Source organism: Atopomonas sediminilitoris, from assembly GCF_022601735.1.
In the GTDB taxonomy this organism is placed as follows: Bacteria; Pseudomonadota; Gammaproteobacteria; order Pseudomonadales; family Pseudomonadaceae; genus Atopomonas; species Atopomonas sediminilitoris.
Genome location: NZ_JAKUMM010000009.1, coordinates 68,077 through 93,574, shown reverse-complemented (window position 1 = coordinate 93,574; position 25,498 = coordinate 68,077). Strand labels below are relative to the sequence as shown.

23 protein-coding genes are annotated in these 25,498 nt (G+C 60.2%); 12 read left to right on the top strand and 11 right to left on the bottom strand.

Annotated features, from left to right (window positions below; all coding sequences use genetic code 11):
• Window positions 1–152 precede the first annotated feature (152 nt).
• Window positions 153–3,050 (top strand): S8 family peptidase, encoded by a 2,898-nt coding sequence (locus tag MKI83_RS14610; RefSeq protein WP_241587839.1) that lies wholly within the window; start codon window positions 153–155, stop codon window positions 3,048–3,050.
• Here MKI83_RS14610 and MKI83_RS14605 read toward each other — a convergent pair.
• Window positions 3,028–4,110 carry an NAD-dependent epimerase/dehydratase family protein gene (locus MKI83_RS14605; RefSeq protein ID WP_241587836.1) on the bottom strand — a complete coding sequence of 361 codons (1,083 nt, stop codon included), beginning with the start codon at window positions 4,108–4,110 and terminating at the stop codon, window positions 3,028–3,030. The genes MKI83_RS14610 and MKI83_RS14605 overlap by 23 nt on opposite strands.
• A 108-nt stretch (window positions 4,111–4,218) precedes the next feature.
• Between MKI83_RS14605 and MKI83_RS14600 the strand changes: the two genes are divergently transcribed.
• Entirely contained in the window at window positions 4,219–4,623 is a 405-nt protein-coding gene (locus tag MKI83_RS14600; RefSeq protein WP_241587833.1) for a MerR family transcriptional regulator, read from the top strand.
• A 3-nt stretch (window positions 4,624–4,626) separates the two neighbouring features.
• On the opposite strand, the gene MKI83_RS14595 is transcribed toward MKI83_RS14600, so the two are convergent.
• The 5 genes from MKI83_RS14595 to trxA all read right to left on the bottom strand — a co-directional run bounded on the left by MKI83_RS14595 (window position 4,627) and on the right by trxA (window position 10,355).
• The gene (locus MKI83_RS14595; protein ID WP_245399789.1) at window positions 4,627–5,835 is read right to left on the bottom strand and encodes a PilT/PilU family type 4a pilus ATPase; all 1,209 of its coding nucleotides are present in this window, start codon (window positions 5,833–5,835) and stop codon (window positions 4,627–4,629) included.
• A gap of 169 nt (window positions 5,836–6,004) precedes the next feature.
• Window positions 6,005–6,994 (bottom strand): CDP-6-deoxy-delta-3,4-glucoseen reductase, encoded by a 990-nt coding sequence (locus MKI83_RS14590; RefSeq protein WP_241587826.1) that lies wholly within the window; start codon window positions 6,992–6,994, stop codon window positions 6,005–6,007.
• The gene (gene ubiD, locus MKI83_RS14585; RefSeq protein ID WP_241587823.1) at window positions 6,991–8,460 is read right to left on the bottom strand and encodes a 4-hydroxy-3-polyprenylbenzoate decarboxylase; all 1,470 of its coding nucleotides are present in this window, start codon (window positions 8,458–8,460) and stop codon (window positions 6,991–6,993) included. The genes MKI83_RS14590 and ubiD overlap by 4 nt, the downstream gene beginning before the upstream one ends.
• Window positions 8,461–8,546: 86 nt before the next feature.
• Window positions 8,547–9,806, bottom strand: coding sequence for a transcription termination factor Rho (gene rho, locus MKI83_RS14580; RefSeq protein ID WP_241587821.1), 1,260 nt, complete (start codon window positions 9,804–9,806; stop codon window positions 8,547–8,549).
• A 222-nt stretch (window positions 9,807–10,028) separates the two neighbouring features.
• Window positions 10,029–10,355, bottom strand: a complete 327-nt coding sequence (gene trxA / locus MKI83_RS14575; RefSeq protein WP_241587818.1) for a thioredoxin TrxA — start codon at window positions 10,353–10,355, stop codon at window positions 10,029–10,031.
• Window positions 10,356–10,545: 190 nt separating this feature from the next.
• On the opposite strand from trxA, the gene ppx reads away from it, so the two are divergent.
• Window positions 10,546–12,045 (top strand): exopolyphosphatase, encoded by a 1,500-nt coding sequence (ppx, locus tag MKI83_RS14570; protein ID WP_241587815.1) that lies wholly within the window; start codon window positions 10,546–10,548, stop codon window positions 12,043–12,045.
• A 34-nt stretch (window positions 12,046–12,079) separates the two neighbouring features.
• On the opposite strand, the gene ppk1 is transcribed toward ppx, so the two are convergent.
• From ppk1 to polA, 3 genes are all read right to left on the bottom strand, one after another.
• Window positions 12,080–14,239 (bottom strand): polyphosphate kinase 1, encoded by a 2,160-nt coding sequence (gene ppk1 / locus MKI83_RS14565; RefSeq protein WP_370867404.1) that lies wholly within the window; start codon window positions 14,237–14,239, stop codon window positions 12,080–12,082.
• A 57-nt stretch (window positions 14,240–14,296) separates the two neighbouring features.
• A complete protein-coding gene (hemB, locus tag MKI83_RS14560; protein ID WP_241587811.1) occupies window positions 14,297–15,307 on the bottom strand; it encodes a porphobilinogen synthase in 1,011 nt (336 codons plus the stop codon).
• A 340-nt stretch (window positions 15,308–15,647) separates the two neighbouring features.
• The gene (gene polA / locus MKI83_RS14555; protein WP_241587808.1) at window positions 15,648–18,539 is read right to left on the bottom strand and encodes a DNA polymerase I; all 2,892 of its coding nucleotides are present in this window, start codon (window positions 18,537–18,539) and stop codon (window positions 15,648–15,650) included.
• 74 nt (window positions 18,540–18,613) lie between these two features.
• On the opposite strand from polA, the gene MKI83_RS14550 reads away from it, so the two are divergent.
• Window positions 18,614–18,901, top strand: a complete 288-nt coding sequence (locus tag MKI83_RS14550; RefSeq protein WP_241587804.1) for a DUF2782 domain-containing protein — start codon at window positions 18,614–18,616, stop codon at window positions 18,899–18,901.
• A gap of 3 nt (window positions 18,902–18,904) precedes the next feature.
• On the top strand, window positions 18,905–19,855 hold the full coding sequence (locus MKI83_RS14545; RefSeq protein ID WP_241587802.1) for a homoserine kinase: 951 nt from the start codon (window positions 18,905–18,907) through the stop codon (window positions 19,853–19,855).
• On the opposite strand, the gene MKI83_RS14540 is transcribed toward MKI83_RS14545, so the two are convergent.
• Window positions 19,850–20,773 carry a zinc ABC transporter substrate-binding protein gene (locus MKI83_RS14540; RefSeq protein ID WP_241587800.1) on the bottom strand — a complete coding sequence of 308 codons (924 nt, stop codon included), beginning with the start codon at window positions 20,771–20,773 and terminating at the stop codon, window positions 19,850–19,852. The genes MKI83_RS14545 and MKI83_RS14540 overlap by 6 nt on opposite strands.
• A gap of 70 nt (window positions 20,774–20,843) precedes the next feature.
• Between MKI83_RS14540 and MKI83_RS14535 the strand changes: the two genes are divergently transcribed.
• The 7 genes from MKI83_RS14535 to MKI83_RS14505 all read left to right on the top strand — a co-directional run bounded on the left by MKI83_RS14535 (window position 20,844) and on the right by MKI83_RS14505 (window position 25,041).
• On the top strand, window positions 20,844–21,335 hold the full coding sequence (locus MKI83_RS14535; protein ID WP_241587798.1) for a Fur family transcriptional regulator: 492 nt from the start codon (window positions 20,844–20,846) through the stop codon (window positions 21,333–21,335).
• Window positions 21,335–22,111, top strand: coding sequence for a zinc ABC transporter ATP-binding protein ZnuC (gene znuC / locus MKI83_RS14530; protein WP_241587796.1), 777 nt, complete (start codon window positions 21,335–21,337; stop codon window positions 22,109–22,111). Before MKI83_RS14535 ends, znuC begins: the two co-directional genes overlap by 1 nt.
• Window positions 22,104–22,892, top strand: coding sequence for a zinc ABC transporter permease subunit ZnuB (znuB, locus tag MKI83_RS14525; protein WP_241587794.1), 789 nt, complete (start codon window positions 22,104–22,106; stop codon window positions 22,890–22,892). The genes znuC and znuB overlap by 8 nt, the downstream gene beginning before the upstream one ends.
• Window positions 22,893–22,944: 52 nt before the next feature.
• Window positions 22,945–23,802, top strand: coding sequence for a hypothetical protein (locus MKI83_RS14520; RefSeq protein ID WP_241587792.1), 858 nt, complete (start codon window positions 22,945–22,947; stop codon window positions 23,800–23,802).
• Between the two features lie 9 nt (window positions 23,803–23,811).
• A complete protein-coding gene (locus MKI83_RS14515; RefSeq protein WP_241587790.1) occupies window positions 23,812–24,237 on the top strand; it encodes a TM2 domain-containing protein in 426 nt (141 codons plus the stop codon).
• Entirely contained in the window at window positions 24,237–24,686 is a 450-nt protein-coding gene (locus MKI83_RS14510; RefSeq protein ID WP_241587788.1) for a YaiI/YqxD family protein, read from the top strand. The genes MKI83_RS14515 and MKI83_RS14510 overlap by 1 nt, the downstream gene beginning before the upstream one ends.
• A gap of 145 nt (window positions 24,687–24,831) precedes the next feature.
• Window positions 24,832–25,041 (top strand): DUF1127 domain-containing protein, encoded by a 210-nt coding sequence (locus tag MKI83_RS14505; protein ID WP_241587786.1) that lies wholly within the window; start codon window positions 24,832–24,834, stop codon window positions 25,039–25,041.
• Here MKI83_RS14505 and MKI83_RS14500 read toward each other — a convergent pair.
• On the bottom strand, window positions 25,038–25,442 hold the full coding sequence (locus MKI83_RS14500; protein WP_241587784.1) for a GFA family protein: 405 nt from the start codon (window positions 25,440–25,442) through the stop codon (window positions 25,038–25,040). The genes MKI83_RS14505 and MKI83_RS14500 overlap by 4 nt on opposite strands.
• Window positions 25,443–25,498 lie beyond the last annotated feature (56 nt).

Below are 25,498 nucleotides of genomic sequence, written 5' to 3'. Positions count from 1 at the left end.
GGCGCCGTTAATCGTTATAAGCATTACGCGGTTCACGTTTTATGCAATGTGGCCGTTTTTAATAAGTTTGCCGCGAACTGTGCACGCGGTTTATCGCTAATCGCTCTATAGACTCCGCGCCCGAAGTCAATGATGCCGGGAACGGAGGCACTATGCGGTGGCAGCAATGGTATTGGGCGGTGGGGTTCAGTGTGGCTTGGCAGGCCTGTGCGTGGGCGGCTCCGTTGCCGCCGGCGCATGTGCCGGCAGATATCCAGCGCGAGTTCACCCGTTTGTATGAACTGCCCGATGATCAGCTCGCGCTGCAGTTAGAGCCCACCGTTGACATCTTCCCTGAGTACCGCGAAGACCTGATGCGCTACCTAGCGCAAGAAGCGACGGCCGAACGACAAGCCCTATTAGCCAATGTTGGCAAGCTTAGTCAGGCCGAGCGCTTTGCCTGGTTTGGCACCACCGCCGGTAAGCTGAGCATGGCTGCGGTGGCCGTAGGTGGTGTTGCGGCGGCCGCGGGCCGTTCGGGTGGCGGCTCCAGTGGCGGTTCTTCTTCGGCGGCTACACCGGCACCAACACCAACACCAACACCAACACCAGCACCGGCACCAACACCAGCACCGGCACCTGTACCAGCGCCTGCGCCCACACCGGCTCCAACCCCTGCGCCCCCGGTGACGCCAGCGCCTGAGCCTACACCCGACCCGATTCCGGCGCCTGCACCGACACCGGTTCCTGAGCCAACACCAGGGCCAACGCCAACGCCGACTCCGACGCCCACGCCGACTCCGACGCCCACGCCCACGCCGACTCCGACTCCGACTCCGACGCCAACGCCAACGCCAACGCCAACGCCAACGCCGACGCCAGAGCCGACGCCCACCCCTGCGCCCGCCCCGGTGGATCCCGAGACCTTTCGCACGTCCGAGTTTAAGAAGGACTGGGGTCTAGCCACGATTAAGGCCGAACATGCTTATGCTCGCGGTGCCACCGGTAAGGGTGTCGTGGTCGCGGTGGTCGATACCGGCGTGGATATTCAGCACCAAGAGCTGCAAGGTCAGATTGCACCTGGCGGCAGCGTGGTGCGCGATGGCGGCCCGGCGATGACCGATGGCCACAGCCACGGCACCCACGTCGCAGGCACCATTGCCGCCAAGCGCGACGGTCAAGGCATGCACGGCGTTGCTCCCGAGGCGAAGGTGTTGCCGATCAAATACCTCGATGACGGCGTCGATGGCAGCGTCACCCTCGGCAGCAAAGAAGCGCTCGATCGGCAAGTGGCTTACGGCGCACGGGTTTCCAACAACAGCTGGGGGCAGCGCACCACGGTCGGTAGCGCGTATCGCTCGAAGACCATTGCCGACCTTTCTAGCGGAGAGACAAGCTACTACACCAACAGCATTGCCACCTTGTACCGCGAGGCGCAAAAAGCCGGCATCGTGTTTGTGTTTGCCGCCGGTAACAACACCACCGGCGACACCAGCATTGCCGCACAGCCAATTTTTTTTGCGGCGCTGCCGTTGTTAGCGCCTGAGCTGCAAGGGCAGTGGTTGGCGGTGGTCAATATCGCCTCCAGCGGCAATATCTCCTCCGGCTCGCATCGTTGCGGTGATGCCAAAGCCTTCTGTTTGGCTGCACCCGGCTCCGGCATCTACTCGGCAACGCCTAGCGATAACTACGGTTATAAAACCGGCACCTCGATGGCTGCGCCGCACGTCTCTGGCGCCTTAGCGCTGCTGATGGATTTATTCCCCACCTTGAGCGCGCAGCAAATCACCGAGCGCGTGTTGCTGTCGGCGGATAAGACCGGTGAGTACGCCGATCAAGCCGTGTATGGCCAAGGTTTGCTGGACTTGCAAGCGGCCAGTAATCCGATTGGCGGGTTAATGATCAACACCGTCACCGGCGAGGTGCTGTCATTGGATCAAGCCCAGCTGGCCGCCAGTGATCCTTTGGGCAGCAGCTTGCGCGCGTCTTTGGCCAGCGTTGACTTGGTGGTTAAGGACTCGTTGGATGCGCCGTTCGCGTTAGCCGGCAGTGAGCTGAGTGCCGATGCGACGAGCATGGCCCGCGTTGATACGGCGGCGTATTTAGCGCGCCTGAACAGCGAGCACAGCATGGCTCAGGTCAGTGATGGCCAAGGGCTGAGCTTGCGTTACAGCGGCGGCAGTGATGCCACGGGATTGGCATCGTTGGGTGAGGTGCAGGCGTGGCAAGCGATTGATCGTGAGATGGCCTTGAGTGCCAGCTTCAACACCGATGCATCGTGGAGCCAAGGCTTATTGCAATTGCAGCCTGAGCTGCGCGATGTGGGCATGACTCAAGCCTTGAGTAATCCGTACTTAAGCCTGAGCCAGCAAGCGACGGGCGGCGGTGTGCACTGGCAGCTAGGACAAGGCTGGCACGCCGGCGTGCAGGTGCAGCGCGCTGCGGCAGAGGAACAGTTTGCCGAGAAGCGGGGTGGTGATTATCAGCACAGCGTGCAGGCCGAGTGGGGATACCACGCAGCACAAGGTGTGCGGGCCAGTGTGCAAGTGGGCGCCTTGCAAGAAGAACAGCGCCTACTGGGTGCGCAAGGCACCCACTGGATCAACGGCGACAGCCAAACCCTGTTTGCTGGGCTGAATCTCAGTGTGCCGTTGACGCAGGGTTGGCGTGCGTTTGGTCGCTACAACGTGGGCCAAACGCAGCTGCAATCACGTGGCTGGCTGCGTGACGCAACACTAGCCAGTGATAGCTTCACGCTGGGTGTGGCGGGGCAGCCGGCGGCAGGCTGGCAGGTCGGCGTGTTGGCCTACCAACCGCTGCGTGTACGCAGTGGCGAGTTGCAGTGGCAGTTGCCGACCGGCCTGAATGCCGATAACTCGGTGAGCTGGGCCAGCCAGAGCAGTAGCCTTGAGAGCAGCGGTCGGCATCGCGAGTACGAAGCCTTCTTCCGCTACGAGCTACCGACTTGGTCGCTGAGCTTTAAAGGTAGCCTGTTGCATATTCAGGACTACCGTAACCAGCGCGGCAATAACGACAGCATGATCCTGCTCAGCACGGGCTTGCACTACTGAGTGAGCGCCCGGTGCTGCCCTGCATATAGTGCTGTGCGCTGCGCTCAACGCATAGGCGCAGCGGCGGCCAGCTAAGGCTGTGCTGCTGCATAAACGCGGTGGTGCTGTCGCTGGCGTCAGTGAGGCGCTCGGGGCGGATAAAGGCCAAGCCTTCTGGGTCGGTGGCTAACGCGCGGGCCAGCGGCTTGATCCGCAACAGTGCGCGTAATAGTGGCAGCGGCACAAAGTGGCGCGGCGCGGGCACCTGCAAATCGTCAGCCAGCCAGCCGAGCAAGGTGGTTAGGTTGGGTGATGTTGGGTCCAGCGCCAATAAGGTTGGCGGCACTTGCGCAGGGCTGAGTTGGCTGAGGTGAGCTAACAGCTGCGCCAGTGCATCGACGCTCACCAGCGGCAACCAATGGGCGGCGTTGCCGGGAATGCCGCGCAAGCGACCTTGGGCCAAGTTATCGATCAGCTGCGCCAGCGGTTGTTGTGCATCCAAGCTGCCATGCTGGCTGTGCCCGCACACCGTCGCGGGGTTAACCCCGGTAAAAGCCACGCCTTTGGCGTTGGCTAAGGCCTGCGCGCGGAAATAGCCTTCCAGCTTGCTGGCCTCATAGGCGCCCGTGGCGCGGTACACACGAGCCCAGTCGGTTTGCTCGGGGTGTTGGCGGTTGATGCCGAGCTCTGCAAGGTAGGCGGTGTTTTCGGTCATAAAGCCGCCGACCAAGATCAGCCAAGCCCCGTGTTCGGCGGCCAGCTCGACCGCTGCCAGTGCGCCGTTCACATTACACGCCCGTGCCTGAGCAGGGCTTAGCCCCCAAGCGAATTGCGCACCTAAGTGATAAATGTGGCTCAGCGCGGGCGTGGACTGCATACCGAGGCGGGGCAGGGTCAGGTCGCCAGCCAATGCCTGCAGGTGTTCGGCAACACCGCCACGTGCGGCGCACTGCTGGCGCAGCTCAGTAATCCGTTCGGGCTGGCGCAGCAGGGCAAAGACGTTATGTCCTTGCTGGGTCAGCGCTGGGCTTAACCAGCGGCCAATAAAACCACTGGCGCCGGTAACGAGAATGTTATGCATGGCCTGTCTCCTGAGTGATGAGGAAGTCAGGCTAAACTGTGAAGCGTACTCAACAGTCAAGCGTTGCGTTTGGTTGTCCGTTACGTCTGCACCTGCAAGGAGTTAGCGATGCGTATTGCCGAAGTGGAAGCCCTGACCGAGGTCTCGCGCCATACCGTGCGTTACTACGAGCGCATTGGTTTGCTCAGCGCGCCACCGCGTGGGGCCAATAACTACCGCGAGTATTCCGCCGCGTGTGTCGAGCAGCTGCGCTTTATTCGCGATGCCCAGCAGATGGGGTTCACCCTTGAGGAAATCCGTCACATTGTGCAGTTACAGCGCAAGGGCGCGATTAACTGTGCCGAGGGTGCGCGGCTGATTTGGGCCAAGCGTCAAGAAGTGCAGCAGCGCTTGGCGCAACTGCAGCGGCTGGATAGCTATTTGGCCAGCGAGCAACAGCGCTTGACCGCCAGTGCGCAAGCGCATGGCTACCCGTTGGCGGCTGAGCTTAAGGCCGCGCCAGCGTCGGGTTAGGCATTATTGTGCCGGCGTGTCGGGTTCTTCCGGCGGCGGCTCAATATCCTCAAGGCTCAGCTCCAATCCCCATGCGCGGCTGTCGGCGGCGCTGGGTGCGCCCAGATTGGCGGTGGCAGCTGCGCTAGCCGGTGCGGATGTTGGTGGCGGTGCAACGCTGGCGGGCTCGTCGCGATGTAGCTTTAGTTTTAGCCGCACGTTGTTCGCAGAATCGGCGTTTTTGATCGCTTCTTCTTCGCTGATCGCGCCTTCTTTCACCAAGTCGATGAGCGCGTAGTCGAAGGTTTGCATGCCCAGCGTGCGCGATTTTTCCATCACTTCTTTGATGAGGTTAAAGTCGCCGCGCTTGATGATGTCGCTGATGGTTGCCGTGCCTAAGAGGATTTCCACCGCCGCGCGGCGCTTGCCGTCGAGGGTTTTGACCAAGCGCTGCGACACAAATGCTTTGAGGTTGTTGCCCAAGTCATTCAGCAGCTGCGGGCGGCGCTCTTCGGGAAAGAAATTGATGATGCGGTCCAGCGCCTGATTGGCGTTGTTGGCGTGCAGGGTCGAGATCGCCAAGTGGCCGGTGTCGGCAAACGCCAGTGCGTGCTCCATGGTTTCGCGGTCGCGAATTTCGCCGATCAAGATCACATCCGGGGCTTGGCGCAGGGTGTTTTTCAAGGCGGCTTGAAAGCTGCGCGTGTCCACGCCGACTTCGCGCTGGTTGATGATCGACTTGCGATGCCGGTGCACGTATTCGACCGGATCTTCGATGGTGATGATATGCCCGCCACTGTTGCGGTTACGGTGATCAATCAGCGCCGCCAGTGAGGTGGACTTGCCTGAGCCGGTGCCGCCGACAAACAGCACCAGTCCGCGTTTTTCCATCACCACCTTCAGCAGCACTTCGGGCAGTTTAAGGTCGGCAAACAGCGGAATATCGAGTTTGATATTGCGCGCCACAATCGACACTTCGTTGCGTTGTTTAAAGATATTGATGCGAAAGCGCCCGACCGTGGGTACCGACAGCGCGAGGTTCATCTCCAGCTCGTGATGAAACTGCTCGCGCTGTTCGTCATCCATCACCGCGTGGGCAATGGCGGCGATTTCGCCGGGCTTCAGCGGCTCACTGGCCAGTGGTTTGAGCACGCCGTTGAACTTGGCGCATGGCGGCGCGCCGGTCGACAGGTATAAATCGGAGCCGTCTTGTTGGGCCAAGATTTGCAACATTGCCGTCAGTTCCACAGCGCACCCTCGCAAGATTAATCACACCCACAAGCGTAGGCATAACGGCGATGGTTGGGATTGCCAATGGATGTACGGTTGCTGCCCGCCGCCTCGCGGGGTGGCACGGCGTGGTGGCTGGTGCGCGCTTGGAGTTGAAAGCCTTGGTCAGGTGTTAGTCACGCGGTGCGTAGGCAAACACATCGGCGCGCATTTGGCTGGGCGACAAGCCGGCGGCGACAAGGCCGTCGAGGGTGGCGTAGACCATGTTCGGCGAGCCGCTGGCGTAGACCTGCGGCACGCTAAGGTCGGGGAAATCTTCACGCACGGCTTCAAACAATAAACCTTGGCGCCCCTGCCAATGATCGTCAGGCTGCGCTTCGCTGACAACTTGGTGCAGGGTCAGGTTGGGCACGCCTTGCCAGTCGCGCCAAGCATCCAGCTGATAAAAGTCTTGCGGGCTGCGAGCGCCCCAATACACGTGCACGGGGTGGGCAAAGCCTTGGGCGCGGCAGTGTTCGATCAAGCTGTGCATTTGCGCCATGCCGGTGCCCGCGGCGATGAGCACCAGCGGTGCGGCGGGTAGTTCGGCTAAGTGGCAATCACCAAAGGGCAGCTGCACGTTGACCAGTGTGTTGCTGTACAGATGCTCCAGCAGGTGCTGGCTGGCGCTGTCGCGTACTTGGATGTGCAGCTCAAGTTCGCGGCCATGGTGCGGCGCGCTGGCAATCGAAAACGCCGCTTGCTCGCCGTCGGGCTTTTCCAATAGCAAGTACTGACCTGCGTGGTAGCGCAGCTTTTTTCCTGCCGGTGCACGCAGTTGGACGCGGGTAACCCCAGCCCCCAAGGCGCTAAGCGCCAGCACCTGGCAGCTTAGGCTGTGCACGAGCAGCTCGCCGGGGGCGAGGATCTTGTCCCAGTGCAAACGGCAGTCGCTCAGCGGTTCGCACAGGCAGGTCATAACCTCACCGCTGCTGATGGTCTGGCCTTTGTAGCGCATGCTCCCTTCTAGCAGCAGCGCCGCGCAGATTTCGCAGTTGCCGTTACGGCAGCTGTGCGGCACTTCAAAGCCTAGGCGGCGGGCCGCATCCAGCACGCGCTCGCCGGCGAGGACGCGCAGTACATGGCCGGACGGCTCAAGGGTGACGGCGTATTCAGCGCTCACGCATCAATCCCTAAGCTGGCCCACAGCTGGTCAACGCGGGTTTTGACTGCTTCGTCCATGACGATCGGGCGGCCCCATTCACGGTCGGTTTCGCCCGGCCATTTATTGGTGGCGTCGAGGCCCATCTTGCTGCCAAGGCCGGAGACCGGCGAGGCAAAGTCGAGATAGTCGATTGGCGTGTGGTCGATCAGCACCGTGTCGCGTTTGGGGTCCATGCGCGTGGTGATGGCCCAGATCACGTCATTCCAGTCGCGGGCGTTGACGTCGTCGTCGCACACAATCACGAACTTGGTGTACATGAATTGACGCAAAAAGCTCCATACGCCGAGCATCACGCGCTTGGCGTGGCCGGGGTACTGCTTCTTCATGGTCACCACCGCCATGCGGTACGAGCAGCCTTCGGGCGGCAGGTAGAAGTCGGTGATTTCCGGAAATTGCTTTTGCAAAATCGGCACGAACACTTCGTTCAGCGCTACACCCAAAATGGCCGGCTCATCGGGCGGACGACCGGTATAGGTGCTGTGATAGATCGGCTTGTCGCGCAGGGTCATGCGCTCGACGGTGAACACGGGGAAGCTGTCGACTTCGTTGTAGTAGCCAGTGTGATCGCCAAACGGGCCTTCAGCGGCCATTTCGCCGGGGTAGATATGCCCTTCCAGCACGATTTCGGCGCTGGCCGGCACTTGCAGGTCGCTGCCGATGCACTTGACCAGCTCGGTGCGGCTGCCGCGCAAGAGACCGGCAAAGGCGTATTCCGACAAGGTGTCTGGCACCGGTGTGACCGCGCCTAAGATGGTTGCCGGATCAGCGCCGAGGGCTACGGCCACAGGGTAGGGTTTGCCCGGATGCTTTTCGCACCACTCGCGAAAATCCAATGCGCCACCACGGTGGCTCAGCCAGCGCATGATGACCTTGTTGCGAGCAATCACTTGCTGGCGGTAGATGCCTAAGTTCTGCCTTTCTTTGTTTGGCCCGCGAGTGATGGTGAGGCCCCAGGTGATCAGCGGGCCAGCATCGCCGGGCCAGCAGGTTTGCACCGGCAGACGGCTTAGGTCGACGTCGTCGCCTTCCCATACTTGCGCTTGGCAGGGGGCGTCTTTGACCACCTTGGGTGCCATCGACAGCACTTTCTTGAAAATCGGTAGCTTGGCCCAAGCGTCTTTTAAGCCCTTGGGTGGGTCGGGCTCTTTTAAGAAGGCCAGCAGCTTGCCGATTTCGCGCAGCTCTTGAATGCTCTCGGCGCCCATGCCCAGCGCCACGCGCTCGGGGGTGCCGAACAAGTTGGCCAGTACCGGCATGCTGTGCCCAACAGGGTTTTCAAACAGCAACGCGGGGCCACCTTGGCGCAAGGTGCGGTCAGCGATTTCGGTCATTTCCAATACCGGCGACACCGGTACGGTGATGCGCTTGAGTTCACCGCGGGCCTCTAGGCCTTGGATGAATTCGCGCAGGTCGGAGTACTTCATGCAGCTATCGGCCTCGGCACCATGCTTCAAGCCATAGCATAGCGCTGCCGAGGCAGCGCTTGCGACTTGAGGCTTGAAGCGTGGGCTTACTTGCGTTTCATCGACTTGAAGAATTCTTCGTTGGTCTTGGTGTCTTTGAGCTTGTCCAAGAGGAATTCGATGGCGGCGATTTCATCCATCGGATGCAGAATCTTGCGCAGAATCCACATGCGTTGCAGTTCTTCTTCGCCGGTCAGCAACTCTTCGCGGCGGGTGCCGGAGCGGTTGATGTTGATGGCGGGGAAGACACGCTTTTCCGCGATGCGGCGATCCAGCGGCAGCTCTAGGTTGCCGGTGCCTTTGAATTCTTCGTAGATCACTTCGTCCATTTTCGAGCCGGTATCAACCAGCGCGGTGGCGAGAATGGTCAGACTGCCGCCTTCTTCGATGTTACGCGCGGCGCCGAAGAAGCGTTTGGGCTTCTCGAGGGCGTGCGCGTCGACACCACCGGTGAGCACCTTGCCGGAGCTTGGGATCACGGTGTTGTAAGCACGCGCCAGACGGGTGATGGAGTCGAGCAGAATCACGACGTCTTTTTTGTGCTCAACCAAGCGCTTGGCTTTTTCGATCACCATTTCGGCGACTTGCACGTGGCGCGCTGGCGGCTCGTCGAAGGTTGAGGCCACCACTTCGCCGCGCACGGTGCGCTGCATCTCGGTAACTTCTTCCGGACGTTCGTCGATCAGCAGCACGATCAAGTGCACTTCGGGGTTGTTACGCGTGATGTTGCTGGCGATGTTCTGCAGCATGATGGTTTTACCGGCCTTGGGCGGCGCCACGATCAGGCCGCGCTGGCCTTTACCAATGGGCGCGCACAGGTCGATCACACGACCGGTCAAATCTTCGGTGGAGCCGTTGCCGGCTTCCATCTTCAAGCGCTTGTTGGGGAACAAGGGCGTGAGGTTTTCAAACAGAATTTTGCTCTTGGCGTTTTCCGGACGATCGAAGTTAATCGTGTCGACCTTCAACAGCGCGAAGTAGCGTTCGCCATCTTTGGGGGGACGAATCTTGCCGATGATGGTGTCACCGGTGCGCAAGTTAAAGCGGCGAATTTGGCTTGGCGAGATGTAAATATCGTCAGGGCCGGCCAAATACGAAGAGTCCGCAGAGCGCAGAAAGCCGAAGCCATCTTGGAGAATTTCCAGTACGCCATCACCGGAAATTTCCTCGCCACTTTTCGCGTGCTTTTTCAGGATCGAGAAGATCACGTCCTGTTTACGCGAACGAGCCATGTTTTCAAGGCCCATGGATTCGGCGAGTTCGAGAAGTTCGGTAATGGGTTTTTGCTTGAGTTCGGTCAGATTCATAAGAGAGAAGATGGGATGCGGGGTCGCGTTGTCGGAAATAAGCAATGCGTGTAACGACCAGGATGTCGCAAGAGCACGGCAAAGCGGGAAATACAGCAAGAGGAGCTGCGAAGAAAATCAGCAGCTAAGGAACCATAGCACCGCCTTTAGGCAGCGGCAAGCCAGTTTTTACCGCTATAAACGATAAAACCCCGCATTGAGCGGGGTTTTATCGGAAAACACTTACAGGTTGCTGTCGAGGAACGCCGCCAGTTGCGACTTAGACAGGGCGCCAACCTTAGTGGCTTCGACGTTGCCATTCTTGAACAGCATCAGTGTCGGGATGCCACGCACGCCGTACTTAGGCGGGGTGTCTTGGTTTTCGTCGATGTTCAGTTTGCAGACCTTAAGCTTGCCTTGATAGTCCTTGGCAATCTCGTCCAGAACAGGGGCGATCATCTTGCATGGGCCGCACCATTCTGCCCAGTAATCGACCAGCACAGGGCAGTCAGCTTGCAGTACGTCGGCGTCAAACGAGGCGTCGGTAACGTTATTGATGAACTCGCTCATAAGGCAATCTCCAGGATTCGACTTAGCAGAATGGGGCACATAATAGCTTGGCTGGGCGGGGAGCGAAACGCGTGTTGGATTGATAGATACTATTGACTCAGGTTGGGCGCTCTATCGATAGGTCTGGCAAAATGCGCAACCTTCGACCAAGGTGTTCTCTACGCGCGCCAGTTTTTTTGAGGAAGTATGCATGCCGCACAGCACCGCCAGCGGGTTTCCCCGCGTTGCTGCCATCGACTTAGGTTCGAACAGTTTTCATATCGTGGTGGCCAAAGTTGACCACGGTGAAGTCCGGCCGATGGAACGTTTGGGCGAGAAAGTGCAATTGGCGGCGGGGCTTGATGAGGCACGCCAGCTCAGTGATGAGGCGATTAAACGCGGCCTCGACTGCCTAGAACGGTTTGCCCAGCTGTTGCGCGGTATGCCGGCCGGTAGCGTGCGTGTGGTGGCCACCAGTGCGTTGCGCCAAGCCAAGAATCGCCAAGCGTTTATTCGCGAGGCTTCGCACGTGCTGGGCCATCCGGTGGAGCTGATCGCCGGCCGCGAAGAGGCACGGCTGATCTATCTGGGCGTGGCGCACACCTTAGGGGATGCCGAGGGCAAGCGTCTGGTGATTGATATCGGTGGTGGCAGCACCGAATTCATTATTGGCGAACGCTTCGAGCCATTGCTGCGCGAAAGCTTGCAGATGGGCTGCGTGGCGTTTAGTCGACAGTTTTTTGCCGATGGCAAGCTCAGCCCGGCGCGCTATGCCAAAGCCTATACCGCCGCGCGCTTGGAACTCATGAACATCGAGCAGTCATTACAAGGTCGTGGCTGGGACAACGTGGTCGGCTCGTCCGGCTCGATTCGCGCCATTGGGGCCGCGATTGCTGCAATGGGCTTAGGCAAGGGTGAAGTCAATCGCGAAGGCTTGCTGCGCTTAAAGCGCCAAGTGCTTAAGTGCGAGCACCTCGACAAGCTCAGTATCGACGGGGTTAAGCCTGACCGTAATGCGATCTTGCCGGCGGGCTTGGCGATTCTTGAAGCGGCCTTTGATGCGCTGCATTTAGAACAAATGCACCACTCCGAAGGCGCGTTGCGCGAAGGGGTGCTGTATGACTTGCTCGGTCGGCACGACCATGAAGACGTGCGCGAGCGTTCGCTGAGCGCCTTGATGGAGCGTTACCACGCCGACCTAGAGCAGGCTGCGCGGGTAGAAAACAAAGCGCTCGTGATTTTAGGCAAGCTGGCCGATGACTGGGAGCTGCAAGGCCCGCAGTGGTCGGAGCGCCTGAGTTGGGCTGCGCGGGTGCACGAGATTGGCTTAGATATCGCCCACAGCCAGTACCACAAGCACGGTGCGTACTTGCTTGAGCATTCAGACTTGCCCGGCTTCTCTAAGCACGATCAGCTGATCATGGCGTTGCTGGTGCGCGGTCATCGCCGTGGTTTGGGTGCCGACCGTTTCCGTGAGCTGGGTAGCGAAGGTGAAAACCTGCTGCGGGTGTGCATCATTTTGCGTCTGGCGATTCTGTTATTCCGTAACCGCGAAGACGAAGCGCCTATCCTCACGCTCACCGCGGGCCGGCGCAGTTTGCAGATTGTTTTCCCTGATGGCTGGCTGCAAGAGCGCAGTCTAACCGTGGCCGACTTTGAACAAGAGGCCAGCTGGCTAGGCAAAGCTGGCTATGAATTAACCTTCGCCTAAGCCGAGCGCGCCCTTGTGGGCGCACCCGCAAGGCTTATTTGCTGCTGTTAGCCAAGCGCTCGAGCAACTGCGCTTGCGCATTACGCGCGCTTTGGTTGCCGCTGGGTTGCTGGCGAATGTAGCTGCCATCGCTTTGCAGTATCCACGCTTGGGTGTTGTCGCTGAGGAATACTTCCAGCTCTTTGCGTACGCGCTGGGTAAGGCGTTTGCCCTCCACCGGGAAGCAAGTCTCCACGCGCTTATCCAAATTGCGCTCCATCCAGTCGGCACTGGACAGGTAGGCGACTTCTTCGGCGCCATGGTTGAGGAAGTAATACACCCGGCTGTGTTCCAAGAAACGACCAATGATCGAGCGCACCTGAATGTTGTGCGATACGCCGGGAATCCCGGGGCGTAAACAGCACATGCCACGCACGATGAGGTCGATCTTCACCCCAGCCTGACTGGCCTTGTACAGCGCGCGGATGATCTTGTCGTCGGTCAGGCCGTTGACCTTAGCCATGATGTGCGCCGGTTGGCCGGCAAGGGCGTTGGTGGTTTCGCGCTGGATCATGTCGAGCATGCCCTTCTTCAAGGTGAAGGGGGCGTGCAGCAGTTTTTTCATGCGCAGGGTTTTGCCCATGCCGATCAGCTGGGCAAACAGTTTGGCCACGTCCTCGCAGAGGATCTCGTCTGATGTCAGCAAGCTGTAGTCGGTGTACAGGCGGGCGTTGCCGGCGTGGTAGTTGCCGGTGCCGAGGTGGGCGTAGCGCACCAGCTCGCCGTTTTCGCGGCGCAGAATAAGCATCATTTTGGCGTGGGTTTTGTAGCCCACCACGCCGTAGGTCACCACCGCGCCGGCCTGCTGCAGGCGGCTGGCCAGTTGCAGGTTGGACTCCTCGTCAAAGCGGGCACGCAGCTCGATCACCACGGTGACTTCTTTACCGGCGCGCGCGGCCTCGACCAGCGCATCGACCATTTCTGAGTTGGCGCCGGTGCGGTACAGGGTTTGACGGATGGCCAGTACGTTGGGGTCTTTGGCGGCGCGGCGGAGAAAATCCACCACCGGCGTAAAGGACTCGTACGGGTGCAGCAACAGCACGTCTTGGCGCGAGATATTGCGGAAAATATCGTCACTAATACTTAATGATTTTGGCAGGGCTTGGGTGAACGCAGGGTATTGCAGTTCTGGGTGGCTGGGCAGGCCGGTGATGCCAAACAGGCGGGTCATGTTGACCGGCCCATTGACCTCATACAGCTCCGCCTCGGACAGGCCAAACTGCTGCAGTAGGTAGTCAGACAAGTGCTTGGGGCAGTTGTCGGCGACTTCCAAGCGTACCGCGTCGCCGTAGCGGCGTGACAGCAGCTCGCCGCGTAGGGCGCGGGCCAAGTCTTCTACGTCTTCGGTATCAACAGATAAGTCCGCGTTACGGGTAAGGCGGAACTGATAGAAGCCTTTGACCTTCATGCCGGAGAACAAATCATCGGCATGCGCGTGAATCATCGAGGATAAAAACACGAAGTTGTCGCCGGGGCCGCCGACGTCATCGGGCAGGCGAATCACCCGTGGCAGCGAGCGCGGCGCCGGAATAATGGCCAAGCCGGAGTCGCGGCCGAAGGCGTCCACGCCTTCGAGTTCGACGATAAAGTTCAGGCTCTTGTTCACCAATAACGGGAACGGGTGCGTCGGGTCGAGGCCGATCGGCACAATCAACGGCACGATTTCTTCGCGGAAGAAGCGGCGCACCCAAGTTTTTTGCTTGGCCGTCCAGTCGTGGCGGCGAATGAAACGAATGCCTTGGGCGGCCATTTGTGGGATGAGCTGTTCGTTCAACGCGGCGTATTGGCGGCCCACTTGGGTGTGCACAATCTCGCTGATTTGCGCCAGCACTTGGGCAGGCAGCAGACCGTCGGGGCCGGCTTGTTCGCGGGCGAAGTTGATCTGCTTTTTCAGGCCGGCAACGCGGATCTCAAAGAACTCATCGAGATTGCTGGAGAAAATCAGCAAAAACTTCAGGCGTTCGAGCAGCGGATAACGCTCATCAAAGGCCTGCTCAAGCACGCGAATATTGAACTGCAATTGCGACAGTTCGCGGTGGATGTACAGGCTCGTGTCGTTAAGGTCCGGCGGGGTAATCTCAACGGCGGCGGGGCTTTCGCTGGTCATTTCGAGAGCGGCTTCCACAAGGGTTTCTGAAGCGCCTGGCAGGTTCATTCACATCATCCTTGCACAGCCTAGGCAACGGCGCGGCATCCTGCCGCGCGTGCTGCATTAGCTGCGCTGTAACATCCGTGCGGCGGTGGCCGCGAAATAAGTGAGGATGCCATCAGCACCGGCACGCTTGAACGCCAGCAGCGATTCAAGAATCACCGCCTCGCTCAACCAACCGTTGTTGATAGCCGCCATGTGCATGGCGTACTCACCACTGACTTGATAGACAAACGTTGGCGCGCGCAGGTCATCTTTAACCCGGCGCACGATATCCAGATAGGGCATGCCCGGCTTGACCATGACCATGTCGGCACCCTCGGCCAAGTCCATGGCGACTTCGTGCAACGCTTCGTCGCTGTTGGCGGGGTCCATCTGGTAGGTGGCTTTGTTGCCTTTGCCGAGGTTGCCGGCCGAGCCAACCGCGTCGCGGAAGGGCCCGTAGTACGCGCTGGCGTACTTGGCCGAATAGGCCATGATGCGCGTGTTGACGTGGCCGGCGGCTTCGAGCGCGGCGCGAATGACGCCAATGCGGCCATCCATCATGTCGGACGGGGCAACCACGTCAGCACCGGCTTCGGCGTGGGACAGCGCTTGTTTGACCAGCGCGGCATTGGTGATGTCGTTCAGCACGTAACCGTCGTCGTCGATGATGCCGTCTTGGCCGTGGGTGGTGAACGGATCAAGGGCTACGTCGGTGATCACCCCCAGCTCGGGGAAGCGCGCTTTGAGGGCGCGAGTGGCGCGTTGGGCGATGCCGTCGGGGCTCCACGCTTCGCACGCATCCAGGGTTTTTTTCTCCAGCGGCGTGACCGGGAACAGCGCCAGCGCAGGAATGCCCAGCTGCACCCACTCTTCCGCGGCCTCAAGCAGCAGGTCAATCGACAGGCGCTCAACGCCTGGCATCGAGGCAATGCTTTCGCGCTGTTGGCGGCCGTCTAACACAAACACCGGCAGAATCAGGTCATCAACGCTCAGCGTGTTTTCACGCATCAAACGGCGCGAGAAAGCATCACGACGCATACGACGAGGACGGCTGGCGGGGAATGAACGGGCAACGGGCGTAAACGACACGGACGGCTCCAGACTCTGCACGCAGAGACAATGTGACAAATCTAGCGTTGCATTATGACTGAATCATGACGGCAGGGCGTGATTTGGGTCAGTCAGTGCGGGCAAAGGGTGCGCCTATGCCGGCCAGTGCAAGCGTTGCGGGCCGCGATGACAAAAGTCAGTCGCCCAGCCAAGGGCGATACAAAAGTCGGCGACCCGCGCAGAAAATAGTTTGGCGACTCAATCAGCCTGCTTCGCTGCGGGCGCGAGCGGTGCTTTAAGTGCCAAGCTAGGTCGCTGACTAACTCGGCACTATGATGGGCGGCGACGGGCGGCGACGGGCGGCGACGGGCGGCTGCGGTTAATGCGCCTCATCCCAGTTATTGCCGATACCGGCTTCCACCACCAAGGGCACCGATAACGCGGCCACGTTGGCCATCACTTCACACAGCGGCTCACGCAGCGCTGGCGCTTGGTCTTGGTGCACTTCCAGTACCAGTTCATCGTGCACTTGCAGAATGACACGGGCGTCGAAGCCGCTATTGGGCAGCCATTGGTCAGCCGCGATCATGGCTTTTTTCATGATGTCGGCGGCGGTGCCTTGCATCGGGGCGTTGATCGCGGTGCGTTCGGCGCCTTTGCGCAGCGCTGGGTTGCGGGCGTTGATGTCTGGCAGGTACAGGCGGCGGCCGAACAGGGTTTCGACATAGCCTTGGCTGGCGGCTTGTTCCCGGGTGCGTTCCATGTAGGCCAGCACGCCGGGGTAACGCTCGAAATAGCGGTCGATATAGGCCTGCGCCTCTTTGCGATCGACGCCCAGTTGCTTGGCTAGGCCAAAGGCGCTCATGCCGTAGATCAGGCCAAAGTTGATCGCCTTGGCGCTGCGGCGCTGGTCGGTGCTGACCTCCTCCAGCGTTACGCCAAATACCTCGGCGGCGGTGGCGCGGTGCACGTCGCGACCGTGGCGGAAGGCGTCCAGCAGGCCGACGTCTTGCGCCAAGTGGGCCATGATGCGCAGCTCGATTTGCGAGTAGTCGGCGGCCAGCAATTGGTAGCCGGCAGGGGCGACAAAGGCTTGGCGAATGCGTCGGCCTTCGGCGGTGCGAATCGGGATGTTTTGCAGGTTTGGGTCGCTGGAAGATAAGCGTCCGGTGGCGGTCACGGCCTGATGGTAGCTGGTATGGATGCGTCCGGTGTGCGGGTTGATCTGCTCGGGTAAGCGGTCGGTGTAGGTGCTTTTCAGCTTGGCCAACGTGCGCTGCTGCATGATCACCTTGGGCAGGTCGTAGTCTTGCTCGGCCAGTTCGGCCAGCACGCTTTCCGCGGTGGAGGGCTGGCCCTTGGCGGTCTTGCTGATCACCGGCAGGCCGAGCTTGGTGAACAGAATCTCGCCGAGCTGCTTGGGTGAGTTGAGGTTGAATTCTTCACCGGCCAAGGCAAAGGCTTCGCGTTCGAGCTCGGTGAGGCGTTGGCCGAGTTCGATGCTGTGTTCGCCCAGCAATTTTGCGTCGACCAGCGCGCCTTGGCGTTCGATTTTGGCCAGCACCGGCACCAGTGGCATTTCAATCTCATTGAGTACCGGCAACAGGCTGGGCGTGGCGCTCAGTTGGGCGTGCAGGGTTTGGTGCAGGCGCAGGGTGATGTCGGCGTCTTCGGCGGCGTAGGGGCCGGCTTGCTCGAGGGCGATTTGGTCGAAGGTCAGCTGCTTGGCGCCTTTGCCGGCGATGTCGGTAAAGCGAATGGTGCTGTGGTCGAGGTAATTCAGCGCCAAGCTGTCCATGTCGTGACGGGTGGCGGTGGCGTTGAGGACGTAGGATTCAAGCATGCTGTCGAACGCCAAACCCTGCACGGCAATGCCAGCACGGGCGAGGATGTTGATGTCGTATTTGCCGTTTTGCGCCAGCTTGGCTTTGTGCGGGTCTTCCAGTAGGGGGCGAATGTCGTTGAGCACTTGCTCGCGATCTAGCTGCGCCGGTGCGCCCATGTAGCTGTGGCCTAGCGGCACGTAGCAGGCTTCGCCGGCTTTAACGGCAAACGATAAGCCGACTAAGTCGGCCTGCATGGCGTCGAGGCCGGTGGTTTCGGTGTCAAAGGCGATCAGGTCGGCCTGTTGCAGTGTTTGTAACCAGCGCTGCCAGTCGGCGCGGTCGAGCACGGTTTGGTAGTCGGTGCTTAGTGGCGCAGCGACAATGGCTGCTGGGGCCGCTGGGGCCGCAGGGGCCGCGTTCGGCGTGTCGGCAGCGCTCTTGACGCTGGCTTGGTGGCTGGCGGGCTTGGCGGCTGGCGCGCTGGGTGCGGCAAACAAATCGGCATGGCTGCCGGGCGCGCTGCCGGCGGGTTGACGGCTGGCGCTGGCACTTGAGCCGGCGCTGACGCCGGCGCGCTGCAATTCGTCGCTCCAGCCTTTGAATTCTAAGTCTTGGTAGAGCGCCATCAAGGCGGGTTGATCCGCCGCGCTGGGGTGTAGCTCGTCGAGTTCGACCTCCAGCACGACATCGGTCTTGATGGTGGCCAGCTGGTACGACAGGTAAGCCATGTCTTTGTGTTCGGCGAGCTTCTCGGGCAGCTTTTTAGCGCCGCGAATGTCCAGCGTGCGCACAGCTTCGAGGTTGGCGTAAATCACATCCAATCCGCCGCCTAGACCTTGCAATAGGCCCAGTGCGGTTTTCTCGCCGACGCCGGGAACGCCGGGGATGTTGTCGACTTTGTCGCCCATCAGGGCCAGATAATCGATGATCAGCTCGGGGCCGATGCCAAATTTTTCACTGACGCCGGCGATGTCCATGGTGGTGTTGGTCATGGTGTTGACCAGTGTGACGTGGCCGTCGACCAGCTGCGCCATGTCTTTGTCGCCGGTGGAAATGATCACCGGCCGACTGGCGGCCGCGCTGGAGCGCGCCAAGGTGCCGATCACGTCGTCCGCCTCAACGCCTTCGACGCATAGCAGTGGTAAGCCCAAGGCGCGAATGCAGGCGTGCAAGGGTTCGATTTGCACGCGCAAGTCATCGGGCATAGGCGGGCGCTGAGCCTTGTACTCGGCAAACATTTCGTCGCGAAAGGTGGGGCCTTTGGCGTCGAACACGACGGCAAACGGGCTGTCGGGGTAGGTTTTGCGCAAACTGCGCAGCATGTTCAGCACACCTTTTACTGCGCCGGTGGGGATGCCTTTGCTGTTGGTCAGCGGCGGCAAAGCATGGAAGGCGCGGTACAGATAGCTGGAGCCATCGACGAGAATTAAGGGGGCGTTGGACATGCGGTGGGTCAACCTTTTCCCGAGGGCAGGGGATACACTATGCGTATCACCGCCAAAAAAAGGACAAGATTACCATGCGCACATTATCCCGCTGGTCACTGGTTGCCCTGATGACGTGCTTGCCACTGGCGACTGTGGTGCACGCCGAAGATGCCGCCGACGCCGAGCCTGACGTTACCATCCGCAAGGAAGGCGATCGTTTGGTGGAGGAATATCGGGTCAACGGTTTTCTGTATGCGATCAAGGTGACGCCGAAAAACGGTAAGCCGTACTTTCTGGTCCGTGCTGACGAGACCGGTAACTTTATCCGCTCCGATCAGCCTGACATGCTGATTCCGCAGTGGGAAATCTTTAGCTGGTAAACCATGTCTGTATTTACAACCCTTGAGCGTGACGAGCTGGCTGAGTTCGTCGCGCGTTACCCGTTAGGTCGTTTGCTGGATTTTGCCGGCATTGCGGCGGGTAGCGAAAACACCAATTATTTTGTCTCGCTAGAACAGGCCGAGTGCGTGCTGACCTTGGTCGAGCGCGGCCCGGTACAGGATTTACCGTTCTTTGTAGCGCTGCTGGAGTGCTTGCACCAAGCCGACTTGCCGGTGCCGTACGCCATCGCAGATCAGTCCGGCGCAGCTTTGCAGCAGCTCAAGGCTAAGCCGGCGCTGTTGCAGCCACGTTTGTCGGGCAAGCATATCCAACAGCCCAATGCGCAACATTGCGCTGAGGTTGGGCGCTTTTTGGCTCGACTGCACTTAGCCACCGCCGATGGCGCTCTTGAGCGGCAAAGTGATCGCGGCTTTGCCTGGATGGCCGCGTTAGGCCCGAGCTTGTTGGCAGAGTTGGATGCCGATGGGCAAGCCTTGCTGACCGCCGCGCTGGCTGAGGTGCAAGCGCTGTTGGCGGACTTGCCGAGCTTGCCGCGTGCGGTGCTGCATGCGGATTTATTCCGCGATAACGCGCTGTTCGACGGCCATCATTTGTCGGGTGTGATCGACTTTTACAACGCCTGCAGTGGTTGGATGCTGTACGACGTGGCGATCACCGTTAACGACTGGTGCAGCCGTGCAGACGGCACGCTCGACAGTGCGTTAGCACAAGCACTGTTGGCGGCATATGCCGGGCTGCGCCCGTTTACCGCGCAAGAGGCCGAGTATTGGCCGGTGGTGCTGCGCTTAACGTGCGTGCGTTTTTGGCTCTCACGCTTGGTGGCGGTGCAAGAGCACCAAGGCCGCGAAGTGCTGGTCAAAGACCCGCGTGAGTTTCAGGGCAAGCTCGCCGCGCGCCAGCAGGTGTCGCTCAAGTTGCCGCTGGCGTTATAAGCGCTCGAGGCAGTCAGCCAGCGCGTTGCCTAGGTCTAAGTACATCGCCACATAGCTTGCGCTGGCTTGACCCAAGGGGTCGAGCTGGCCGAAGCGTACGGGCAAGTCTTTGGCCAAGCTGTGCAGTGTGCGCGGCACCAGCGGCGGCTCGCTGAAGATGCAGGCGTTGCCAACCGCACGTAGGCGTTCGCGGAGTTCGTTGAGGTGGCGCGCGCCCGGTTGCACCTCGGGCGTGAAGGTGAACACGCCTTGGTTGTGCAGGCCCTGATGCGCCTCGAAATAGTCATAGGCCTGATGAAATACCAGATACGGCTGGTCTTTTAGCTTGGCCAAGCGCTGCTTGAGTTGCCGGTCGGCGGCGTCCACGGCTTGCGCAAAGCGCTCCGCGTTGGCGGCGTAGTGCGCAGCGTGCTCGGAATCAAAGCGGCTGAAATCTTCCGCCATGCGCTTGGCGATCTGCTTGGCGTTACGCGGGTCGAGCCAAAAATGCGGATCAAGGCTGTCGGCGTGATGGTCGTGGCCGGCGTGGTCGTCATCGGCGTGCGCTTGATCAAAATGCTTCAGCTGCATGCCTTGCGCGTGTAGCAGCGCTACGTTGGGTTGGCTGCGCTGGGCCAGCACCTTGGGCAGAAAGCTTTCTAGCTCAGGGCCGACCCAGTACAGCAGATCGGCCTGCTGAATTTGCCGCATCTCCGAGGGGCGCAAACTGTATTGATGCGGCGACGCACCGGGAGCCAGCAAGACCTCGGCGCTGCCTTGTTCGCTAAGCACGGCATCGGCGATCAGTTGCAGCGGCTTAATGCTGGTCAGTACCGTGGGCGCGGCGAAGGCGCTAGTGGCGCTGAGGCAGGCGGTGAGGCAGGCAGTGAGGAAAGTCGCGACAAGATAGCGCGGGGCAGGGCGCAAAGCAGAGAACATGGTCGGCAGTCGTCATACGAAGGGCTGAATCGTTATAGAATAACATCACTTTAATGCTCAGGTGATGCGCATGTCCCAAGCTCCCTTGGCCTGTCGGCCGCACAATCATGACCACTGCGTGGATCACGCCCTGCAAGATGCCGAGCAGCGTTGCAGTGCCCGTGGCGTGCGCTTAACCGAGTTGCGTAAGCGGGTGCTGGAGCTGGTTTGGCAAAGCCATCAGCCGTTGGGCGCGTATGACATTCTCGAACAACTGAGCCAGCAAGATGGTCGCCGTCCTGGCCCGCCGACGGTGTATCGCGCGCTGGATTTCTTGCTAGAGCAAGGTTTAGTGCATCGCTTGGCTTCGTTAAATGCCTTCTTGGGTTGCACCCATCCCGAGCATGGCGGCGGCGGGCAATTTTTAATCTGCCGGCAGTGCCGAGTGGCGGTCGAGCTTGAGCACAGCGCCACCGATCAGGCGATTGCACAGGCCGCCGCCAGTGTCGGCTTTGCCGTTGAGCAGCCGATGGTGGAAGTGCTGGGGCTGTGTGCCCGCTGCCAAACCCGTGAGGGCGCGTGATGGGGCCGGTACTGATCAGTCTGCAGCAGGTGGCGGTAAATCGCGGCGGGCGCAGCGTGTTGCGCGACATTAGTTTGCAGCTTAAGCAAGGTGAGATCGTCACCTTGATCGGCCCCAACGGCGCCGGTAAAACCACGCTGGTGCGTTGCGTGCTGGGCTTGCTCAAGCCCGACAGTGGCCGCGTGCAACGCCAAGCCAAGTTGCGTATTGGCTATATGCCGCAAAAGCTGCACATCGAGGCGACGTTGCCGTTAACCGTGGAGCGGTTCTTACGGTTGGTGCCCAAAACCAGCTGTGCTGAGGCTTTGGCGGCGTTGGCCGAAGTGGGTGCCGAGCACCTGCTACACAGCCCGCTGCAACAAGTCTCAGGCGGTGAACAACAACGCATTTTGCTCGCCCGCGCCTTGCTGCATGCGCCGCAACTGCTGGTGCTGGATGAGCCAGTGCAGGGCGTGGATGTCAGCGGTCAGGCGGAGCTGTACCGCTTGATTGGTCGCTTACGTCAGCGCCATGGTTGCGGCGTGCTGATGGTGTCGCACGACTTGCACTTGGTGATGTCGGCCACCGATCAGGTGATCTGCCTGAATCAGCACGTGTGCTGCTCGGGGCATCCGGAGGCGGTGGGCAGTGATCCGGTGTTTGTCGAGATGTTCGGCCAAGACGCCAAGAGCCTAGCGGTATATCAGCATCATCATGATCACAGCCATGACTTGCACGGCGATGTGCATGGCGCTGACTGCACTCATCAACACAGCGGAGACTGTCAGCATGGCTGATTTTTTGTTGTATGCCCTGCTCGCAGGCTTGCTGCTGGCTGCGGTTGCGGGCCCCTTGGGCTCGTTCGTGGTATGGCGACGCATGGCCTATTTTGGCGACACCCTCGCGCATGCCGCGTTGCTGGGCGTGGCCTTGGGCTTACTGCTGGAGGTTAATTTAACCTTGGCGGTGACCGTCGGCTGTATCTTGCTCGCCGTGTTGCTGGTGCTGCTGCAGCAACGCCAGCCGTTGGCGTCGGACACCCTGCTCGGCATCTTGGCGCACAGCACCTTGTCGCTCGGCTTGGTCAGCTTGAGCCTGATGGACAACGTGCGGGTCGACCTGATGGCGTATCTATTCGGCGATTTGCTGGCTGTCAGTGCAGAAGACTTAGCCTGGATGGCGGGTGGCTGTGCGCTGGTGATGGGCTTGCTGGTGCTGCTCTGGCGGCCGTTGCTCAATATCACCGTGCATGAGGAATTGGCGCAGGTCGAAGGTTTGCCGGTGTTGGCGATTCGCCTGGCGTTGATGCTGCTGATCGCGCTGATCATTGCCTTGGCGATGAAGATCGTCGGCGTGCTGTTGATCACCTCTTTGTTGATCATCCCCGCTGCTGCGGCGCAGCGCCATGCGCGTACGCCGGAACAAATGGCGGTCGGTGCCAGTCTATTGGGCATGCTGGCGGTGTGCGTGGGGCTCGCCTTGTCGTGGTATGTCGATACCCCGGCCGGGCCGTCGATTGTGCTGGGGGCGGCGTCACTGTTTTTGTTGAGCTTTTGTCTGCCCCGTCGTGCGGTGTAGACTCAAACGCTTGTTTGAACTTCTTTTCTTTCCACCTCATCAAGGAGCAGGTATGACGTTGTTTCCTGTCCGTTTTGCGTGTGTCTTTAGTTTGGCGACGTTGCTCAGCGTTCACGCCATGGCAGAGCAAGCGTATGTGCAAGTGGATGACTCGGTGCGCGTGGTGCGCACGCTAGACGGCCAGCTGCAGCAAGGTCAGCTGGCGGCGGCTGAAACCACACTGCAGCAGCTGCGCCAAATCAACCCTGCCGATACCCGTCTGGAAAGCTACCAACGCCAGATTGCCGAGGCGCATTTGGCGCTGGGTCGCCAAGCGCTGGCGAAGGGCGATATGGACAGCGCCAGTCGTGAGCTGGCCAAAGCCCGCAGCCTGATGCCCAACGCGCCGGCGCTGACCGATTTGACCAGCGCGATTGAGCAAACGCGCGCGCAAGATGCGGCCCGTGCCCAAGCCGTCAAAGCGCAAGCCGAGGCCGCGCGCCAAGCGCAATTGGCGCAGCAACAAGCGGCGCAGCGAGCGGCGTTAGCGGCGGCAGCAAAAGCGGCCGAGCAAGCCAAAGCGCAAGCCGCAGCCGAGGCCGAAGCGGCGAAGAAAGCGGCCGCCAAGCCTGCGCCCAAGCGTGCGCAGCTGATTGACCCGAAAGCGGGCAGCAGCGTGATCGGCCTGGAGATGCTGGATGCTGGCGATAACGACAGCCTGCGGCAAAAGTTGGACTTGGTGGCGCAAGACGTCGTCAACTTCAACTGCCAAGTGCAGATTCAAGTGCGTGAGTTAAAAGATTTCCAATGGGTGGCGGCGTTGCTATCGGCACGCGTTAAGCGCTTGGATAGCGATTATCCGCTGGCGCTGGGGCAGAAGCTCGACGCGCAGCAAAAGCCGCAACTGTTACTGACCTGCAGCCCTAAATAAGGATCAAGCATGACCGTGACCACTGTCGAGCGCGCCAACACGCACAACCTGTTGTTGGGGTATTTGCTGTGGATTTTTGGTTTTCTCGGCGCACACCGGTTTTATTACGGCAAACCGGTTACGGGCACGATTTGGTTTTTCACCTTGGGCTTGCTCGGCATCGGCTGGCTGATCGACTTGTTTCTGATTCCCGGGATGGATCGCCGCGCTGACTTGCGTTATCACACCGGCGACAGCAACTACAGCTTGGCGTGGATCTTTCTGACCTTCTTAGGCGTGTTCGGCATCCACCGTTTCTACATCGGCAAGTGGATTAGCGGCGTGATTTGGCTGCTGACCTTGGGGCTACTGGGGTTGGGCGTGCTGTACGACTTCTGGACTCTGAACGAGCAAGTCTCGGAGCAGCATGCTCTTCAGCAACGAGGCGCTGTTTAATGGCGACGATTTGGGTGGATGCTGACGCTTGCCCCAAGCCGATCCGTGAAATCCTCTTTCGTGCGGCCAAGCGCACCGCCATGCCGATTGTGTTGGTGGCGAACAATGCGATCGCAGTACCGCCGGGCGGCAGCGTGCGTTGTCAGGTGGTGCCGCAAGGCTTTGATGTGGCGGACAACGAAATTGTGCGCCAAGTGCAGGCCGGTGATTTGGTGGTCACCCAAGACATTCCGCTGGCGGCTGAGGTGATCGAGAAGGGCGCCGAAGCGGTGCATCCGCGGGGTGAGCCGTACAGCCCAGACAGCATCCGCAGCAAGCTGAATATGCGCGACTTCAATGAAACCCTGCGTGCCAGCGGGATTCACAGTGGCGGGCTGGCGGCCTTTGGTACGCAAGAAAAGCAGCGCTTTGCCAACACACTGGATCGCTACTTGGCGCGGCAGCGCTAGTGTCGGCATGGTCAGGGTGACCGTGTTTACATTTTGTGACTGTTTGGTTCGTTTTTAACTGATCTGTGTCTATTGGTAACACTTGGTTCGGCGCACAATGGCGGCGTTTTCAACCAAACCCGGCCACAAGCCGAAGGACACCATCATGTTCGCCTTGTCTCGCACCCAAGAGACCTTTTCCGCTAACCCTGCAAGTGCCGCTCAGTCGCTGAGTTTGATCGGCACTGTTTTGCTGTGGCAGCGCCGCCTGAACACCCGCGCGCAGTTGTCACGTTTGACCGAGTCGCAGCTCTGCGATATCGGTCTGACGCCGATGCAGCGCCAGCAAGAAGTTATTAAGCCGTTCTGGCGTTAATTCACGCCGTTTTCTTGCGCTTCGGCAGGTAGTTGTGGGTCTAGATAGAGCCAATTCAAATGGCTGCTGGCCCACACATGCCGGTGGGCAGGGGCTTGCTCTGGCTCATCTAGGCTGGCCACGGTCACGTCCAGTGCTTCTGGCGCTTTGCCGGTGGCTAGGCTGATCAGGCAGCCACACTGCGCACAAAAGTGTCGTGTGCAACTTGGGCTGCTCTGGTAACAGGCCGGCGCTCCGGTCAGCCAAGTAAAGCTGTGCGCGGGCACGGTAAGCCAAGTGGTGACAATGCCGCCGCTGGTTTTGCGGCAATCACTGCAATGGCAGTGCGCGCAGTCGTCCAGCGGTGCATCCAGTTGGTAGCGCAAGGCGCCGCAATGGCAGCCGCCAGTCAGTAACGCCATGCTAAACCTCACGTTATTTGTTAACACACTGACCTAACTCTAGTGGCTCATTGGCC